The 18,066-nt window shown below is 53.4% G+C and carries 16 protein-coding genes; 15 read left to right on the top strand and 1 reads right to left on the bottom strand.

Annotated features, from left to right (window positions below; genetic code table 11):
• From mraY to F463_RS0112085, 15 genes are all read left to right on the top strand, one after another.
• Nucleotides 1-1,104: a phospho-N-acetylmuramoyl-pentapeptide-transferase gene (gene mraY, locus F463_RS0112155; RefSeq protein ID WP_018987372.1), complete on the top strand. Its 1,104-nt coding sequence runs from the start codon at nt 1-3 to the stop codon at nt 1,102-1,104.
• A 28-nt stretch (nt 1,105-1,132) separates the two neighbouring features.
• Nucleotides 1,133-2,503, top strand: a complete 1,371-nt coding sequence (gene murD / locus F463_RS0112150) for a UDP-N-acetylmuramoyl-L-alanine--D-glutamate ligase (RefSeq protein ID WP_018987371.1) — start codon at nt 1,133-1,135, stop codon at nt 2,501-2,503.
• Entirely contained in the window at nt 2,488-3,654 is a 1,167-nt protein-coding gene (ftsW, locus tag F463_RS0112145; RefSeq protein ID WP_026295557.1) for a putative lipid II flippase FtsW, read from the top strand. The genes murD and ftsW overlap by 16 nt, the downstream gene beginning before the upstream one ends.
• Nucleotides 3,651-4,733 (top strand): undecaprenyldiphospho-muramoylpentapeptide beta-N-acetylglucosaminyltransferase, encoded by a 1,083-nt coding sequence (murG, locus tag F463_RS0112140; RefSeq protein WP_018987369.1) that lies wholly within the window; start codon nt 3,651-3,653, stop codon nt 4,731-4,733. Before ftsW ends, murG begins: the two co-directional genes overlap by 4 nt.
• Nucleotides 4,730-6,124, top strand: coding sequence for a UDP-N-acetylmuramate--L-alanine ligase (murC, locus tag F463_RS0112135; RefSeq protein WP_018987368.1), 1,395 nt, complete (start codon nt 4,730-4,732; stop codon nt 6,122-6,124). Before murG ends, murC begins: the two co-directional genes overlap by 4 nt.
• The gene (gene murB, locus F463_RS0112130) at nt 6,121-7,026 is read left to right on the top strand and encodes a UDP-N-acetylmuramate dehydrogenase (protein WP_018987367.1); all 906 of its coding nucleotides are present in this window, start codon (nt 6,121-6,123) and stop codon (nt 7,024-7,026) included. The genes murC and murB overlap by 4 nt, the downstream gene beginning before the upstream one ends.
• Nucleotides 7,023-7,943, top strand: coding sequence for a D-alanine--D-alanine ligase (locus F463_RS0112125; RefSeq protein WP_018987366.1), 921 nt, complete (start codon nt 7,023-7,025; stop codon nt 7,941-7,943). The genes murB and F463_RS0112125 overlap by 4 nt, the downstream gene beginning before the upstream one ends.
• A 17-nt stretch (nt 7,944-7,960) precedes the next feature.
• Nucleotides 7,961-8,665, top strand: a complete 705-nt coding sequence (locus tag F463_RS0112120) for a cell division protein FtsQ/DivIB (RefSeq protein ID WP_018987365.1) — start codon at nt 7,961-7,963, stop codon at nt 8,663-8,665.
• A gap of 36 nt (nt 8,666-8,701) precedes the next feature.
• Nucleotides 8,702-9,940 (top strand): cell division protein FtsA, encoded by a 1,239-nt coding sequence (gene ftsA / locus F463_RS0112115; protein WP_018987364.1) that lies wholly within the window; start codon nt 8,702-8,704, stop codon nt 9,938-9,940.
• A gap of 78 nt (nt 9,941-10,018) precedes the next feature.
• The gene (gene ftsZ / locus F463_RS0112110) at nt 10,019-11,179 is read left to right on the top strand and encodes a cell division protein FtsZ (RefSeq protein WP_018987363.1); all 1,161 of its coding nucleotides are present in this window, start codon (nt 10,019-10,021) and stop codon (nt 11,177-11,179) included.
• Between the two features lie 86 nt (nt 11,180-11,265).
• Complete coding sequence (gene lpxC, locus F463_RS0112105) at nt 11,266-12,201, top strand: UDP-3-O-acyl-N-acetylglucosamine deacetylase (protein ID WP_018987362.1); 936 nt, start codon at nt 11,266-11,268, stop codon at nt 12,199-12,201.
• 19 nt (nt 12,202-12,220) lie between these two features.
• Entirely contained in the window at nt 12,221-12,403 is a 183-nt protein-coding gene (locus tag F463_RS0112100; RefSeq protein WP_018987361.1) for a hypothetical protein, read from the top strand.
• A gap of 33 nt (nt 12,404-12,436) precedes the next feature.
• Nucleotides 12,437-14,416, top strand: coding sequence for a transglycosylase SLT domain-containing protein (locus tag F463_RS0112095; protein ID WP_245545234.1), 1,980 nt, complete (start codon nt 12,437-12,439; stop codon nt 14,414-14,416).
• Nucleotides 14,417-14,610: 194 nt separating this feature from the next.
• Complete coding sequence (locus tag F463_RS0112090; RefSeq protein WP_018987359.1) at nt 14,611-15,573, top strand: complex I NDUFA9 subunit family protein; 963 nt, start codon at nt 14,611-14,613, stop codon at nt 15,571-15,573.
• A 17-nt stretch (nt 15,574-15,590) separates the two neighbouring features.
• A complete protein-coding gene (locus tag F463_RS0112085; RefSeq protein WP_018987358.1) occupies nt 15,591-16,811 on the top strand; it encodes a multifunctional CCA addition/repair protein in 1,221 nt (406 codons plus the stop codon).
• 18 nt (nt 16,812-16,829) lie between these two features.
• Here F463_RS0112085 and F463_RS0112080 read toward each other — a convergent pair whose 3' ends face one another.
• Nucleotides 16,830-17,765, bottom strand: coding sequence for a GGDEF domain-containing protein (locus tag F463_RS0112080; RefSeq protein WP_033413553.1), 936 nt, complete (start codon nt 17,763-17,765; stop codon nt 16,830-16,832).
• Nucleotides 17,766-18,066: the final 301 nt, after the last annotated feature.

The raw sequence follows: 18,066 nt of genomic DNA, 5'->3' as shown, positions 1-18,066 counted from the left end.
ATGTTACTTGAACTGGCGAAATGGCTGGCAGTAGATATCCATGGATTTCATGTATTCAATTACATCACCTTGCGTGCCGTCCTGGCGACACTGACTGCACTGGCAATTTCATTCCTGGTCGGGCCTGGCATGATACGCAAGCTGACGGAATACAAGGTTGGTCAGTCCGTGCGCGATGATGGACCGCAGACACATTTGGTCAAGGCTGGGACGCCGACCATGGGGGGCGCACTGATCTTGGTGGCTATCGCTATTTCTACCTTGTTGTGGGGCAATCTGCATAACCGTTTTGTCTGGGTCGTACTGGTTACTACATTGGGTTTTGGTGCGGTGGGTTGGGTCGATGATTACCGTAAGGTCGTTTACAAAAATCCTAAGGGTTTGTCTGCCAAGGAAAAATATTTCTGGCAAAGCCTGATCGGTTTCGGTGTAGCCGGTTTTCTCTACGCCACCGCCACTACGCCGGTTGAAACCACGCTGATCGTGCCCTTTTTCAAACATCTGGTCTTCCCACTGGGTGCCGTGGGTTTCATCGTATTGACCTACCTGGTGATTGTGGGCAGTAGCAATGCCGTCAACCTGACCGATGGCCTGGACGGCCTGGCGACACTACCAACGGTGCTTGTAGGGAGTGCTCTGGCGATTTTCTCCTATGTGGCCGGTCACGCAGTTTTTTCCAAATATCTGGGTATCCCATATGTGGCTGGTGCCAGTGAGTTGATGGTATTTTGTGCGGCCATGGCGGGTGCAGGCCTTGGCTTCCTTTGGTTTAACGCCTATCCGGCAGAAGTATTTATGGGAGACGTGGGTGCCCTGGCATTAGGGGCTGCGTTGGGCGTGGTGGCCGTGATTGTGCGCCAGGAAATCGTGCTGTTCATCATGGGTGGCGTCTTTGTGGTAGAAACCTTCTCGGTCGCTGCCCAGGTGCTGTATTTCAAGTACACCAAAAAAATGACCGGTACCGGCAAGCGCATTTTCCTGATGGCGCCATTGCACCATCACTATGAACAAAAAGGCTGGAAAGAGACACAAGTCGTTGTGCGTTTCTGGATTATCACCATGATGCTGGTACTGGTGGGCTTATCCACCCTGAAACTGAGATAACACACGGGATCATTCGTTGGGTCAACACATGAAAAAGCACTTTGAACAACAGCGTATAGCCGTACTGGGACTGGGTGACACCGGCTTCTCAGCGTTGCGCTGGCTGCGCCAGATGGGTGCGCAAGTGGTCATGTTTGATTCGCGCCTGCATCCATCGAACCTTGATCGCTTGCATGAAGAGTTTCCAGATGTGGAATACCATCTTGGTCCGTTCAATCCCTCTTTATTGGCGGTGATGGACCTGATTGTGGCTAGCCCGGGGGTGTCGTTAAAAGAGCCTGTCATTGTCGAGTTGATGGCACAGGGCAAGAGTGTCGTGGGTGATGTGGAATTGTTTGCACGCTTCCGCGCACCGTATGCCAAGGTGATTGCCATTACCGGCTCCAATGGAAAAACGACGGTGACCTCATTAGTTGGCGAAATCTGCAAACAGGCAGGCCTGAATACGATTGTCGCTGGTAATATCGGCCTCCCGGTGCTGGACACCTTGCAAATGACGGCGCCTGATGTGTATGTGCTTGAGCTCTCCAGCTTCCAGCTTGAAACCACCCACAATTTACAGGTCGATGCTGCGACTATCCTTAATCTGTCAGAAGATCATATGGACAGGTATGACGGCATGCACGATTACGGGCAAGCCAAGGCGCGCATTTACCAGAATGCCCGTATTGCCATCGTGAATCGTGATGATTCAGCAAGTGCAGTACTGGCTGGTCAGATGCCGCAAGTCTCCTTTGGCGTGAACCCTTCGCCAACCATCAACGATTACGGACTCAATGATTCTGGCTGGTTATGTGCTGGCAACCGGCACTATATTGAAGCTGATAGCCTGCAAATCCGAGGCAAACATAATATTGCCAACGCGCTGGCGGCAATTGCACTCACACAAGCCATCGGCATCGACAAAGTCTCTATCCTGCATACGGTGCAGTCTTTTGCCGGTTTGCCGCACCGCGTGGAATGGGTGGCCAATATTGATGATGTGGATTTTTACGATGACTCAAAAGGCACCAATGTCGGTGCCACCTGTGCCGCCATCAGCGGTATGCTCAAGCAGGGCAAACCGCAAAAAGTGGTGCTGATTGCTGGCGGTGACGGCAAGGGCCAGGATTTTAGCCCGTTGCGTGAAGCGGTGTTGAACCACGCCAGGGCGGTGGTGCTCATTGGCCGCGATGGACCGAAAATCCAGCAGATATTGCATCACGTGCAAGTGCCGGTGGTGGATGCAGTAGATTTAACGGCCGCCGTGCATATTGCCAACACCCTGGCGGAAGCAGGGGATGCCGTATTGTTATCACCGGCCTGCGCCAGTTTTGATATGTTCCGCAATTACGAACACCGGGCGCAGGTGTTTGTTGAGGCTGTGAAAGCACTGGAGGCTGCATGCTTGGGCCGCTAATGATGAACCGCGAGCGCTATAACTCACCCAGCTACGATGTGTCGTTGCTATGGGTGGTGTTGTCCCTGCTGGCGTTCGGCATGGTCATGGTGTATTCGGCATCAATTGCCTATGCTGATTCCAGCAAGATGTTCGGTCATAACAGCACTTACTTCCTGGTGCGCCAGGCCTTGTATATCGTGGTGGGCCTGGTCGCGGCTGTGATTGTGTTCCAGATCCCCATGGCCTGGTGGCAAAAGATGTCGCCTTACCTGTTCATCATGGGCATTGTGCTGCTCATCCTGGTGCTGATCCCTGGCATTGGCAAGGTGGTGAACGGCAGTCGCCGCTGGATTTCGCTATTGGTCATGAATCTGCAACCTTCAGAACTCATGAAGCTGTTTATTGCCATGTATGCCTCAGATTACGCCGTCCGCAAGGCCAGCAATATGCACAGCTTTAAAAAAGGCTTTTTGCCCATGCTTGGCGTCATGGTGTTTGTCGGTGTCTTGCTGCTTAAAGAGCCGGATTTTGGTGCTTTTGCCGTGACCGCCTCCATTGCGTTTTCCATTATGTGGCTGGGTGGCGTGAACCTCAAAGTATTCCTGGCCATGCTGGCCGCCCTGCCATTGGCAGTGATTGGCCTGGTCGTGATGGAGCCCTACCGCCTGGAACGTATGAAAGGGTTCCTGAACCCGTTTGATGACCCATTTGATACCGGTTACCAGTTGTCGCATGCCTTGATCGCGTTTGGCCGGGGCGAATTCTGGGGTGTGGGTCTGGGTGGCAGCGTAGAAAAACTACTGTACCTGCCGGAAGCACATACCGACTTCCTGCTGGCGGTGGTGGCCGAAGAGCTGGGGTATGTCGGCGTGCTAGTCGTCGTACTGTTATTCGCCTGGCTGGTGATCCGCGCGTTCAGCATTGCCAAAGAGGCCGTCGCCAATGAGCGTTATTACTCTGCCTTACTGGCCCAGGGCATTGGTGTGTGGATGGGGGTGCAGGGTTTTATCAATATGGGCGTGAATATGGGTTTGCTGCCGACCAAAGGCTTGACCCTGCCACTGCTGTCTTATGGCGGCAGCGGTATTCTCGCTAATTGCATTGCACTTTCAGTGCTATTGCGTATTGATTTTGAAAATAGACGGCTCCAAAAAGGTTTGCAGACATGAGCCGCCAGTACACATTGATGGTGATGGCGGGCGGCACCGGTGGCCATGTGTATCCTGCCATTGCGGTGGCTGATGCTTTGCATGCGCAGGGTTGGCAGATCATCTGGCTAGCGACCGAGGGCGGCATGGAAAACCGCCTGATTGCCGAAAAGCCCTATGAAAAAGCCATGATGACTATGCAAGGCGTGCGCGGTAAAGGCTTCATAGGCTGGGTGACATTGCCAGTCAAACTGGCGCGTGCATTTTCTCAAGCACGGACGGCGATCAAGCAGTATCAACCGCATGTGGTATTAGGCATGGGTGGTTTTGCGGCGTTTCCAGGTGGCGTGATGGCCAAACTGGCAGGGGTGCCGCTGGTGATTCATGAACAGAATTCGATTGCTGGACTGACCAATAAAGTGCTGGCAAAAATTGCTCACCGGGTGTTGACAGGTTTTCCTGATGCCCTCGGGGCAAAAGGCGAAATGGTGGGCAATCCGGTGCGTGAAGCCATCACCACCTTGCCAGCACCTGAACAGCGTTTTGCTGAGCATCATGGCGTGTTTAGGGTATTGGTGGTCGGTGGCAGCCTGGGTGCAGTGGCATTGAATACCTTGTTGCCACAGGCATTTGCGCAATTGCCAGTGAATACGCGTCCGCACATTATTCACCAAGCCGGTGAGAAGCAGATTGAAGCGCTTAAAAAGAATTATGCAGAGGCGGGCGTGGCGGCGGATTGCCGTGCTTTTATCCATGACATGGCAGAAGTCTATGCATGGGCGGATCTGGTGATCTGCCGCGCGGGCGCCTTGACGGTGGCAGAACTGGCCAATGTAGGTGCTGCCAGCATCCTGGTGCCGTTCCCGTTTGCGGTGGACGACCACCAGACGACCAATGCGGCATATTTGCAGCAGGCAGGAGCGGCGTTGCTGATCCAGCAGCGTGACCTGGACGTGACCCAACTGGCAAATACCTTAAAAGCAATAGATCGCAGCACATGCCTGGAGATGGCAAAGAAAGCGCGCGCCTTGGCCAGGCCGCAAGCCACGCAACAGGTCGCAGAGATTTGCCAGCAGCTGGCGATAGGAAAAGTAGCATGAAACATAAAGTCAAAAAAATCCACTTTATCGGCATAGGCGGCTCAGGCATGAGCGGCATTGCCGAAGTGTTACTTAACCTCGGTTTTGAGGTGAGTGGGTCTGATCTTGCCAGCAATGCAACCACCAAACGCCTGCAAGGCTTTGGTGCCACCGTTTACCAAGGGCACGCGACCGAGTATTTGAGTGACGCAGATGTGGTGGTGGTTTCCAGTGCCATTAATGAAGAAAACCCGGAAATTATGGCTGCCCGTGCACGTAAGGTGCCGGTCATCCCGCGCGCTGTGATGCTGGCTGAACTCATGCGCTTCAAACAGGGGATTGCCGTGGCTGGGACGCACGGCAAAACGACCACGACCAGCCTGATCGCCAGCATTCTGGCCGAGGCAGACATGGACCCGACTTTTGTGATTGGCGGCAAGCTGGAAGCCGCCAGTGCTAATGCACGTTTGGGCACCGGTGAATGGATCGTGGTGGAAGCCGACGAATCAGATGCTTCTTTCTTGCACCTGACACCCATCCTGGCCGTGGTGACCAATATTGACCAAGACCACATGGACACCTATGAGCATAGTTTTGACAAGCTCAAAACAGCGTTTGTGGAGTTCTTGCAGCAGATCCCATTCTGGGGAATGGCCGTGCTATGCATAGACGATGCCAATGTGCGCGAGATTCTGCCACGTGTGACCCGCCCGGTGACCACTTACGGTACGCATGAAGAGGCCGCAATCCGGGCAGAAAATATCGTGGCCGATCACGGCAAGATGCATTTCACGCTGGTGCGTAAAAACGGCAAAACCCTGCGTAATGACATCACCCTGAATCTGCCTGGCCATCACTATGTGTTGAATGCCCTGGCTGCGATTGCGATTGCCACCGAACTCAATGTGCCGGATGCAGCCATCCTCAAGGCCCTGGCTGAATTCAGGGGCGTAGGCCGCCGTTTTGAGCGCTATGGTGAAATCCCGGTCAATGGCGGCCACTTCACGCTGGTGGATGATTATGGCCACCACCCGATTGAAATGCAGGCGGTGATTGCGGCAGCGCGCGGAGCATTTCCAGGTCGCCGCCTGGTGCTGGCTTTCCAGCCACACCGCTATACCCGCACGCGTGACTGCTTTGAAGACTTCGTCAAAGTGCTCTCCACCGTGGATGCCTTGTTGCTGACGGAAGTCTACGCCGCTGGCGAAGCGCCGATTGTGGCGGCAGATACGCGCAGCCTGATCCGCGCCATCCGCGTCAACGGCAAGATTGAGCCGCGCTTTGTGGAAACCACAGATGAATTGCCCGCCACCATTCTGGACAGCGTACAGCCTGGTGATGTCGTTGTGGTGATGGGGGCCGGCAATATCGGTAGTGTAGCGGCTAAAACCAGGGAGCTGGCCAGTACATGAATGCTTCAGGATTAAAAATGACAGGCTTGCAAGTGCTGAATAACGAACCGTTGGCCCGGTATACCAGCTGGCGCGTGGGTGGCCCGGCCGATCGCCTGGTACTGGCCGATAGCGTAGAACATTTGCAGCAATTTCTAGAGCAATTATCTGCCAGTGAACCGCTGACGTTTATTGGCCTGGGCAGCAATTTGCTGGTGCGTGATGGTGGAGTGCGCGGAACAGTGGTCGTGATGCACCAGGCCTTGCAGGCACTGGAAATGCAAGGAGAACGTATATATGCCGATGCCGGCGTGACCTGCGCCAAGCTGGCAAGGTTTGCTGCCAGCCAAAACCGCGCCGGGGCTGAATTTATGGCCGGCATTCCCGGCACCGTGGGTGGCGCGTTGGCCATGAATGCCGGTTGTTATGGTGGCGAAACCTGGCAGTGGGTCAGTGAAGTGAAAACGATTAACCGTGCAGGCGTAGTGCAAACGCGCATGAAAGCAGAATACCAACCCAGTTATCGGCATGTGACCCATCCGGCAGCTGATGAGTGGTTTTTGGGCGGCTGGTTTGCAGTGCCTGCCGGGGATGGCAAAGCCTCTGCCGAGCAGATTAAACAGTTGCTGGCAAAACGCCTGGCGAGCCAGCCGCTGAATATGCCGAGCGCCGGTTCCACCTTCAGGAATCCTGAAGGCGATTTCGCCGCCCGCCTGATTGAAGCCTCAGGCTTGAAGGGACTCACCATTGGTGGTGCGCAGGTGTCGGAAAAGCATGCCAATTTTATTGTGAATTTGGGGCATGCCAGCGCGGCAGATATTGAAGCCTTGATAAACCAGGTGAAAAGCACAGTGCTTGCCAAACAAGGCGTGGCATTGGTACAGGAAGTCAAAGTGATCGGGGAAGGTGTTTTACAAGCATGAGTGCAAGTCAGTTTCAATTTGGCAAGGTAGCGGTGTTGTTTGGTGGTCGCTCCGGCGAGCGGGAAGTGTCGCTCAAAAGCGGTTCTGCCGTGCTGGCGGCATTGCAGCGCCAGGGCGTGGATGCGCATGCATTTGACCCGGCCACGCAGGATTTGTCTGCGTTGAAAGCCTACGACCGCGCCTTTATCGCCTTGCATGGCCGCTATGGTGAAGACGGCACCATCCAGGGCGCACTGGAGCTGATGGACATCCCTTACACCGGTAGTGGCGTGATGGCGTCTGCGTTGGGGATGGACAAATGGCGCACCAAGCTGTTGTGGACGGCCGCGGGCGTGACTACCCCTAACTACGTCCTCATGGATGTCAGCACACACGCCGAGAATGTGGTGACGGCACTGGGTTTACCCTTGTTTGTGAAACCGGCCAACGAGGGCTCGAGTATAGGCGTGAGCAAGGTCAAGCAGGCAGGCGATTTGATGGCCGCCTACAACCTGGCAAAGCAGTCTGACCCGTTGGTGATTGCCGAGCAGTTTGTTGGCGGTGGCGAATATACGGTCGGCATTCTGGGTGAAATTGCGTTGCCTATCGTGCGCATTGTGCCTAAAAACGAATATTACGATTACGAAGCCAAGTACCTGCGCGATGACACCGAGTATTTGTGCCCATGTGGCCTGTCTGCCGAGCAGGAAAGACTGATTCAGTCCGAGGCTTTGCAAGCTTTCAAGGTTTTGGGCTGTAAAGGCTGGGGACGTGTGGACTTTTTGATGGATGACGCGGGTAAGCATTACTTCCTGGAAGTGAATACCAGCCCGGGTATGACAGACCACAGCCTGGTGCCGATGGCCGCTAAAACGGCCGGCATGGATTTTGATGCCCTGGTCATCCGGATTTTGCAACAAACACTGGGTAACGTTTAAAGAGGACGATTGAAGCTATGTGGGATAGGCCAACATTGCTGAACTGGATTGCCAACCTGCTGTTTTCACTGGCAGTGGTGATGCTGCTCTACGCCTTATTGTTTGTGGTGTTGCACCTGCCTATCTTCCCGGTCAAGCAGGTGCAGGTGGAAGGTAACCTGGATCACGTCAATCACGAACAGATCCAGTTGATCGTCAGCAAGTACCTCAAAGGTAATTTTTATACGCTGGACTTGCAACGTACGCGCATTGCGTTTGAGAAATTGCCGTGGGCACGCAAGGTGAGTGTACGTCGCCAATGGCCGGACACGATAGTGGTGCAGATTGAGGAACATCAGGCACTGGGACGCTGGGGTGGGGTTGCCCTGGTCAACCGCCACGGCGAGTTGTTCCAGGCCGCGTCTGATTCGCAGTTGCCGACATTTTATGGTCCAGGAGATGCCGTCAAGGAAGTGGCACAGGGCTACGCCAGTTTTGCCCAAATGCTGTCAGGGACACCGCTGGAAATCCAGCAGCTGAGCCTGTCTTCACGCCGCGCCTGGGAGATTAGAACAGCAGATGGCCGACAAATGATGCTGGGCCGTGAAGCGGCCAAGCAGCGATTACAGCAGTTTGTAGCGGCTTACCGCCAGCAGGCAAGTATCGCAGAAAGTGACTGGCGTTATGCCGATTTGCGCTACCCGAATGGTTTTGCATTGCGCATGCCACGTGGTGGTGCCTGAAAATAAGACTGCCAGAAATAAGGTCAAGGAAGAAACATGAGTAGAGTCAGAGAAGATAAAAATTTAATTGTCGGCCTGGATATAGGCACCTCCAAAGTCGTGGCCATTGCGGCTGAGATACTGCCGGAAGGCACGTTGAAGGTGATCGGTGTCGGTCAGCATGCTTCCCGTGGCTTGAAGAAAGGCGTGGTGGTGAATATTGATTCAACCATGCAGGCGATCCAGCGTGCGATTGAAGAAGTCGAGCTCATGGCCGACTGCAAGATCAACACGGTGTACTCAGGCATTGCTGGCAGCCACGTCAAGAGCCTGAATTCGCATGGCATGGTGAAAATCAAGGAGAGCGAAGTCTCACAGATGGATATAGACCGGGTGGTGGAAACTGCACGCGCGATCGCCTTGCCGGCCGACCAGCAGATACTGCACATCCTGACCCAGGAGTTCATTATCGACGGCCAGGAAGATGTGCGTGAGCCACTCGGTATGAGCGGCATCCGTCTTGAAGTACGCGTGCATATCGTGACAGGGGCCATTGCAGCTGCACAGAACATCATCAAGTGTATCAAACGTTGTGGCCTCGAAGTGAGTGACCTCATTTTGCAACCACTGGCGTCAAGTGAATCCGTACTCACCGACGATGAAAAAGAACTGGGCGTCTGCCTGGTGGATATCGGTGGCGGAACGACTGACCTGGCTGTGTTCAAGAATGGTGCCATCCGCCATACCGCAGTGATCCCGATTGCCGGTGACCAGATCACCAATGATATTGCGGTGGCCTTGCGTACACCGACGCAATCGGCTGAAGAGATCAAGGTCAAGCATGGTTGCGCCTTGCGCCAGCTGGCAGACCCGCGTGAAGTAGTGGAAGTGCCGGCCGTCGATGGCCGCGAGCCACGCCAGCTTTCATGCCAGGCCTTGACCGAGGTGATTGAAGACCGCGTGGAGGAGATTTACGAGTTTGTACAGCAAGAGCTACGTCGTAGCGGCATGGAATCCATGATTGCCTCAGGCATTGTGATTACCGGTGGCGCGGCACAGATGCGTGGCATGGTTGAGCTGGGCGAAGAAATTTTCCACACCCCGGTACGCCTGGGCGTGCCCAGGGGCGTGGAAGGATTGTCCGAGGTCGTGGGCAATCCACGTTATGCCACCGGCATAGGCTTGTTGCTGATGGCCAAGCAACAGGTAGAAAAACAAATGGTGGGTAATTTGCAGTCTGGGTCAGTTGGCAGACTGCTGGAAAGGATGAAGAGCTGGTTTACCGGCAATTTTTAATTAGTCGTTTTTTATGTGTTTTAGGGCGAGTGTGCGGGGCAAACCAATCACTCAAATATTAGGCAATGGAGGGTTAGTATGATTGAGATTTTTGACAAAGAGAATGACGGCGCCGTGATCAAGGTCATTGGCGTCGGTGGTTGCGGTGGTAACGCCGTTGAGCACATGATGACCAAGAGCGTGACTGGCGTAGAGTTTATTTGCGCCAACACCGACATGCAGGCTTTGAAGAAGAGTCATGCCAAGGTGGTGCTGCAAATTGGTTCTGATATTACCAAAGGCCTGGGCGCTGGTGCCAAGCCTGAAATCGGCCGCGAAGCTGCTTTGGAAGACCGTGACAGCATTGCTGAAACCATAGACGGTGCTGACATGCTGTTTATTACGGCAGGCATGGGTGGTGGTACCGGTACCGGTGCCGCACCGATCATTGCTGAAGTCGCGCGTGAAATGGGCATCCTGACCGTGGCAGTGGTGACCAAGCCATTCTCATTCGAAGGCAAGCGCGCCAAGGTTGCACAGGAAGGCTTGGAAGAACTTTCACAATATGTGGACTCTCTTATCGTTATCCCTAACGAGAAGCTGATGGACGTATTGGGTGAAGATGTGACCGTGGTAGAAGCTTACCGTGCCGCCAACGATGTATTGCATAATGCCGTGTCCGGCATTGCCGAGATCATCAACTGCCCAGGCCTGGTCAACGTCGACTTTGCCGACGTACGTACTGTGATGTCTGAAATGGGCATGGCGATGATGGGATCCGCTGAAGCCAGTGGTCCTAACCGTGCACGTATCGCAGCCGAACAAGCGGTTGCCAGCCCATTGCTGGAAGATGTGAACCTGGCGAACGCGCGTGGCGTGCTGGTCAACATCAGTGCCAGCGGCAGCTTCAAGATGCGTGAGTACTATGATGTGATGAACACCATTAAAGAGTTCACCGCAGAAGATGCGACCGTGATCGTAGGTAATGTGATGGATGAAAGCATGGGTGACAACCTGCGCGTGACCATGGTAGCCACTGGTTTGAACGGCTCACTGGGTAAACGCCAGGCTAAACCTGAGCTGAAAGTGATGACAACATTGCGTGATGGTACGACTAACCAGCCTATCTTCAGTGCAGTAGAAGAAGATGAGCCAGCCGTATTTACCAGCAACAGCCGTCGCGCGCAGGTAGAAGCCATGAAAAACTCCGGGATTGAAGAATATGATATCCCAGCGTTTTTGCGTAAACAGGCTGATTAATTCACCGGCCTTGATTGGCCAGTGAATGATTAGTAACTAAAGAGATTGGCTTATAATGGAGCCAATCAGTTAATACAGAGAAAACCATGTTAAAGCAACGCACGCTTAAACAAACGATCAGCGCCACCGGCGTTGGGCTGCACAGCGGTGAAAAGGTCACGCTGACGCTCAAGCCTGCGCCCGCCGATCATGGTGTCGTGTTCCAGCGTGTCGATTTGCCCGACACGCCTGCCATGCGGGTCGCCCCGACGGCAGTGAACGATACCCGCCTGAGCTCCGCCCTAGAGTTTTCAGGGGCGCGCGTTGCTACCGTGGAGCATTTAATGTCTGCCCTCGCCGGTCTGGGGGTAGACAATGTACTGATAGAGCTGACGGCTGCTGAAGTGCCTATCATGGATGGCAGTTCGGGGCCGTTTATTTATCTGTTACAAACGGCCGGACTGGCAGAATTGGACGCGCCCAAGAAGTTTGTGCGCATCCTCAAGCCGGTAGAAGTACAAGACGGTGATAAATGGGCAAAATTTACACCGCATCATGGCTTTAAAGCCGAATTTACCATTGATTTTGCACACCCTGTATTCGAGTTTTCAGGCAAAACTGTGACCATTGATTACGATAGCCAGAGCTATGTTGATGAGATCAGTCGTGCCCGTACCTTTGGTTTTATGCACGAGGTGGAATACCTCCGTGCGAATGGCTTGGCTAAAGGTGGTAGCCTGGACAATGCGATTGTGCTCGATGAATACAAAGTATTGAATGGCGGTGGCTTGCGTTACGACGACGAGTTTGCCAAACATAAAGTATTAGATGCCATTGGCGATCTTTATATCCTTGGATATCCCATTATTGGCCAGTTTACGGCTTTCAAGTCCGGACATGCACTGAATAACCAGTTGTTGCGTGCACTGCTGGCCGATGATTCTGCCTGGGAATATTGCACGTTTGATAATGATGCCCAAGCGCCGGTGGGCTTCCTTAAGCAGCGCGAATACTTTAACCCGGCACCCTTGTTGCCAGTGTAAGCCCGGGTAGATTGCGTCTATGTGGTGGATACGTATTTTATTTGCAGTCTTAGTGATCAGCACCCTGGTGTTGGGGCTATTGGGGTGGCAAACAGGCCAGCCACGTTACTGGCGCTGGCTTAAAATGGTCTGGCGTGGCGGTTTTGTGGTTATCCTACTGCTGTTGCTGTTTTTCTTTCTGAGTCGCTTGGCCAGAATTTGATTGTCCTCACGTGATGCACGTGGTTGTTGGCGCATGAAGACTAAACTCAATTCCCTCCTCGTTCTTGCTGCTTGCCTGCTGGCGATGACCAGGTCAGTGTTTGCTGGAGATAGCGAAGTCTACGTGCAGGCAAAGCAGGCTTATCAGAGTAGAAACCTGCCGCAACTGGTTGAAGCCACCGAAACGCTCAGGCAACGTCGTTCCCCGCTATTACCTTATCTGCAATACTGGCAAATGATTCTGACCCTGGATCAGCTTTCTTATGACCAGGTACAGGCTTTTTTACAGGAAAACAACGAATCCCTGCTCTCGCAACGTGTGCGGGAGCTGTGGCTGAAGCGCCTGGGACGTGTGCAGTTTTGGGACCAGTTTGTGGAAGTGCGGGCGCAAATCCCGATGTATTACAGCTTCAATGATTTAGGTAACCAGTGCTATCAGGTGCAGGCAGGGATCGCGCTGGATGATCCCAATGCCTATGAAGATGGCAAAAAATTGCTGCTGGACGGCAAGGATTTACCAGCGGATTGCCAGGGCATGATGGAGGCCTTGCAGCAGGTGGGCGTGCTCGACGAAAAACTGTTGCTTACCCTTTACAGAGATGCTTTGTTTAGTAATAAAACCGGCCTGGCCAAGGTGCTGGCCAAGCGTAGCAGCAAAACCGATGCTGGCATATTCAAACAAATTGATGAGATGGCGCAGAATCCGGCACTGGCTCTTAAGAAGGGAAATATCCAGCAACGCTCTGCCTATAGCCGTGCACTGTATTTATATGCCATACATCGCCAGGCCAAAGCAGATATCAATGTGGCAAAGGCCAGTTACCAGAAGTATAGCGTCTTGCTGGATAACGAAGAAAAGCAACTCGCCCAGGCGTATATCGCGCTAGAAGCGGCACGCAAACACGAACCAGAAGCCTTGCAAGGGTTTAACCGCGTGAATGCATCCATACTCAGCAGCGAGCAGTGGGAATGGTATGCTCGCAGCGCCTTGCGCCAGCAGGATTGGGAGCGCTTACTTAAAGTCATTAATGACATGCCTGCCGTATTGGCCGAAGAGGCTGCCTGGCGTTACTGGAAAGCCCGTGCGCTGATTGCCAAAGGACAGATGGCGGATGCCAACCAGATACTGGCCAAGTTGTCACAAGAGCGGCATTTTTATGGCTGGCTGGCGGCTGAAGACTTGGGGCCGGTGGCAGGGGAGCCTATGGTGACTTACCAGCCTGCAGATGAAGATGTGCGCCAGTTTGCCAGGCAGCCTGTCATCAAGCGTATGGAAGCGCTATTTGATGCAGATGCGCGCTATGAAGCCCGGCTGGAGTGGATGTATTTGCTAGAGGCGCTGGACGATCCTACGCGTATTGTCGCGGCACAATATGCCTTGCTCAAAGGCTGGTATGACCTGGCCGTGCTGGCCGCCGACAAAACCAGCCGTACACATAATTTTGAATTGCGTTACCCCACGCCATACCGCGATTACCTGCAAAAGGCTTCACGCAGCCGCGCGATTGATGAGGCCTGGGTTTATGGCATTATCCGCCAGGAAAGCCGGTTCATGCATTATGCCAAATCTTCCGTTGGTGCTGGGGGCCTCATGCAGGTGATGCCAGCCACAGCCAAATGGATTGCCAAAAAACTCGGGTTGAATGGCTATCATGATGGCATGCTGCATGATATTGATACTAACGTGAACCTGGGGACGTATTACATGCGCTATACGCTGGATACTTTTAACGGCCAGGAAGTCATGGCCACCGCTGCCTACAATGCGGGACCCAGCCGTGCGCGTCGTTGGGCCGCTAATACCCCGCTCGAAGGTGCCATTTATGCCGAAACCATCCCGTTCAGTGAAACACGCAATTATGTCAAAAAAGTACTAGCCAATGCACATATGTATGCACCAAGGCTGGGACTGCCCATGCTGACACTTAAAAAGCGGCTGGGGGTTATTCCCGCCCGTGCGGTCGCTGAGGTGGAAAATGTGACGACGACCATCGTTATTTCGGAGCAAGAGTAGCTTCTATGAATTCAAGTGGCTAAGGCAAGGCAGACAAGGCGCGATTAAAAAATTGGCGAGCATGTGTTTCACGCATTGCCTGCCTAACCCACTAGCTGAGCAACCCTGTATCGCGACGGAAGTTGAGTTTATAGAAGAGCCTTCTCGGTATTTTGGTACAATAGAAACCATTGCAAGACGTATCAGGAATAAGCATGATGAAGACAGTGACTGTATTAGGTGGTAGCGGTTTTGTAGGCAGTAGTGTGGTTGCCAGGCTGGACCAGGCCGGCTACAAAGTCAAGGTGCTGACGCGCAGGCGTGAGCAGGCCAAACACCTGATCCTGTTGCCCAAGGTGCAAGTGGTCGAATGTGATATCCATGACCATGCCGCCTTGAAAACGCAATTACAAGGCAGCGATGTTGTCATCAACTTGATCGGTATCCTGCATCAAACACGTGATAACGGCTTTGAGCAAATGCATCACCAGTTTCCGCGCCGCGTGGCACAGCTGTGTGAAGAATTGGGCATCTCACGCTTGTTACACATGAGTGCATTGCAAGCCTCGGCCAGCGCGCCCAGTGAGTACCTGCGTAGCAAGGCGGCAGGTGACCAGGCAGTGATGGAGTACAGCAAGAAACTCAATGTCACGATTTTCAGGCCATCGGTGATTTTTGGTACGCGTGACCGCTTTATCAACCTGTTTGCCAAACTGATCCAGTGGATTCCTGTGCTGGTATTGGCCATGCCACAAGCCAAATTCCAGCCGATCTGGGTAGAAGATGTGGCTGCAGCCATGGTGAATGCGGTGGATGAACCAGCGACCTACGGAAGAATCTATGAACTGGGTGGGCCAGCGATCATGACCTTGCAGCAAATCATGGAAGCGGTCATGAAAACCATTCATGTCCAGCGACCCATCATCGGCCTGAGCCTCAGGATGTCTCTATTGCAAGGCAGCTTTATGCAGTTGCTGCCGATCAAGCTGATTTCCCGCGATAACGTCAAATCCATGCAGGTAGATAATGTCTGCCAGCAACCGATGGCCAATGAACTATGCGTGGTACCCACCGATATGTTTGCGGTCATTTCCGGCTATCTGGTCAAAAACAATCCTCGCGGTGCCTACGACCATTTCCGTGCCGCAGCTGGCCGAGTCATTAACGCCAGGCGCTAAGCGCCACTCGTTCCGCCATGCAGATTTATCAGGTAGGAGGCGCTGTACGCGATAGCCTGCTTGGCCTGCCGGTCAAGGATCGGGATTATGTGGTTGTCGGTGCCACGCCGGATCAGATGGTAGCAGCCGGTTACCGGCCTGTAGGTAAGGATTTCCCAGTGTTTCTGCACCCACACACCCAGCAGGAATACGCACTTGCCCGTACCGAGCGCAAAACCGCGAAAGGCTATAAAGGGTTTAGCGTGTATGCCGATCCCCAGGTCACGTTGGAAGAAGACCTTGCCCGCCGCGATTTCACCATCAATGCGATTGCCCAGGCTGAAGATGGCAGCCTGATCGATCCATTTCACGGTCAGGCTGATATTCAGAAAAAAACATTACGCCATGTGACCGAGGCCTTTAGTGAAGATCCTGTACGCATATTGCGCGCAGGCCGTTTTCTTGCACGGTTCACAGATTTTTCAGTGGCACCTGAAACCCTGGCGCTGATGCGCAGCATGGTTGCTGCTGGTGAAGTGGATGCGCTAGTTCCTGAACGGGTCTGGCAGGAGATTGCCAAAGGGCTGATGGAAAAGCAACCTAGCCGCATGTTTGAAATGCTGCGAGAGTGTGGCGCGTTACAGGTGATATTGCCTGAACTTAATCGCTTGTGGGGCGTGCCACAAACCGCCACTTACCATCCCGAAATTGATACCGGCATTCATGTCATGATGGTGATTGATTATGCTGCGACACAAGGCTACAGCTTGCCAGTACGCTTTGCCGCACTCACGCACGACTTGGGCAAGGGCACGACGCCCGCTGATGTACTGCCGCGCCATATCGGCCATGAATTGCGCAGTGTGGGCCTGATACGTGAGGTGGTTGCCCGCCTGCGTGTGCCAAATGATTGTAAGGACTTGGCCCTGGTGGTGGCCAAATACCATGGCAAACTACATGCCGCCCGGCAAATGAAAGCCAGCACCTTGCTGCAGTTTCTGGAAGAACTGGATGCGTTTCGCCAGCGTGGGCGCTTCGAGGACTTTTTACTGGCATGCGAATGCGATAGCCGTGGCCGCCTGGGACTGCAAAATTGTCCTTTAGACGATGCCCAGCACCTGTCAGCCGCCTTGCAAGCGGCGGGGACGGTAGATGCAGGCGCCATTGCAAAGACATGCCATTCCCCGGCACATATCAAACAGTCTGTTGCAGAAGCCCGTATACACGCGATACAGTCTGCACTTCGCTTAACGCATTAAGTGCCCAGCAAACTTGGGTCAGGTGCTTTTCACCACGATACGGTTGCGGCCGTCGTGTTTGGCCTGATACATCAGCGCATCTACCGACTCAACAAATGCTTTAAGGTCATCGGTGGGCCCGGGCGTCATACTGCCAGCACCGGCACTAATCGTCAGTATCTGGCTGATTTCAGATTTGGCATGCGGAATCTGCGCCTTAAACACCAGGTTGCGGCAGCGCTCGGCAATTTTGCTTGCTGAAAGCGCATTGGTCTCAGGTAAGATCAGTGCAAATTCCTCACCGCCAAATCGCGCAAAAAAATCCCTGGCCCGTACACCGGCGTGAGACAGGGTTTTCGCCACCTGCTTTAGCACTTCATCCCCCTGCAAGTGCCCGTAAAAGTCGTTGTACTGCTTGAAGTAGTCGATATCTATCATGATCAGTGACAGCGGTTGTTGATGCTGCCTGGCTTCCAGCCATTCGCGTTCAAGCACGGTATCAAACATTCGGCGATTGGCAACCCCGGTGAGGCCATCTTTGTACGAAAGTTCTTCCAGCTGTTTTTGCATGTTCAGCAGCTGCTCTTCGGTTTTTTTGCGTTCGCTGATATCAAACATGAAACCGATCAGGGCTTCCGGTTCGCCACCTGGCGTGCGTATGACATGCACCACGTCGCGGATCCACACATAACTGCCATCGGCCGCCAGTGCCTTGTAGTCTGCTTCATGGTCTAAACCCTGGAGGGACTGCTGCACACAGAAATTAAATACACGCTCACGGTCTTCTTCATGAATGCGCGCGACCCAGTCTTCAACAGATTGCCAGCTCTCTGGCGCCCAGCCTAATAAAGGTTCAATCTGAGGGCCGATATAGGTGAATTGCTTGCTGGCCCAGTCTATTTTCCACGGAATAGCCTTGGTGGATTCTAGGAGTGTTTTGTAGGTGTCGCTATCGTTGGGAGGGGAATTGTCCATGTTGCACAAGTGGTCGTCGCTACAGATCACTTTAAGGTAACGGACTGCTGCTGACATTGCAATAGCTTGTACCCGTCATTTACGTTATTAAACTATTTAACCGGCTGGTAATTGCTTTTCCCAGGATAAATTGTGTGGTGCATCCAGATGTACAGCATCGATTTCACTGGTGTCTGCGGCACTTCAAAAAGTGCAGCACAGTGAATGGCTCTTGGTTTGATAAGCGTCTGCCAAGCTTTTTCATTTATCTTCTGCCATTGAACTTTGGCGCAAGCGGGCCTTTAATTGTTGCCACTGCTGC

It is taken from the genome of Methylophilus methylotrophus DSM 46235 = ATCC 53528 (assembly GCF_000378225.1).
Classification (GTDB): domain Bacteria; phylum Pseudomonadota; class Gammaproteobacteria; order Burkholderiales; family Methylophilaceae; genus Methylophilus; species Methylophilus methylotrophus.
This window is presented reverse-complemented; position numbering and strand designations above follow the sequence as displayed.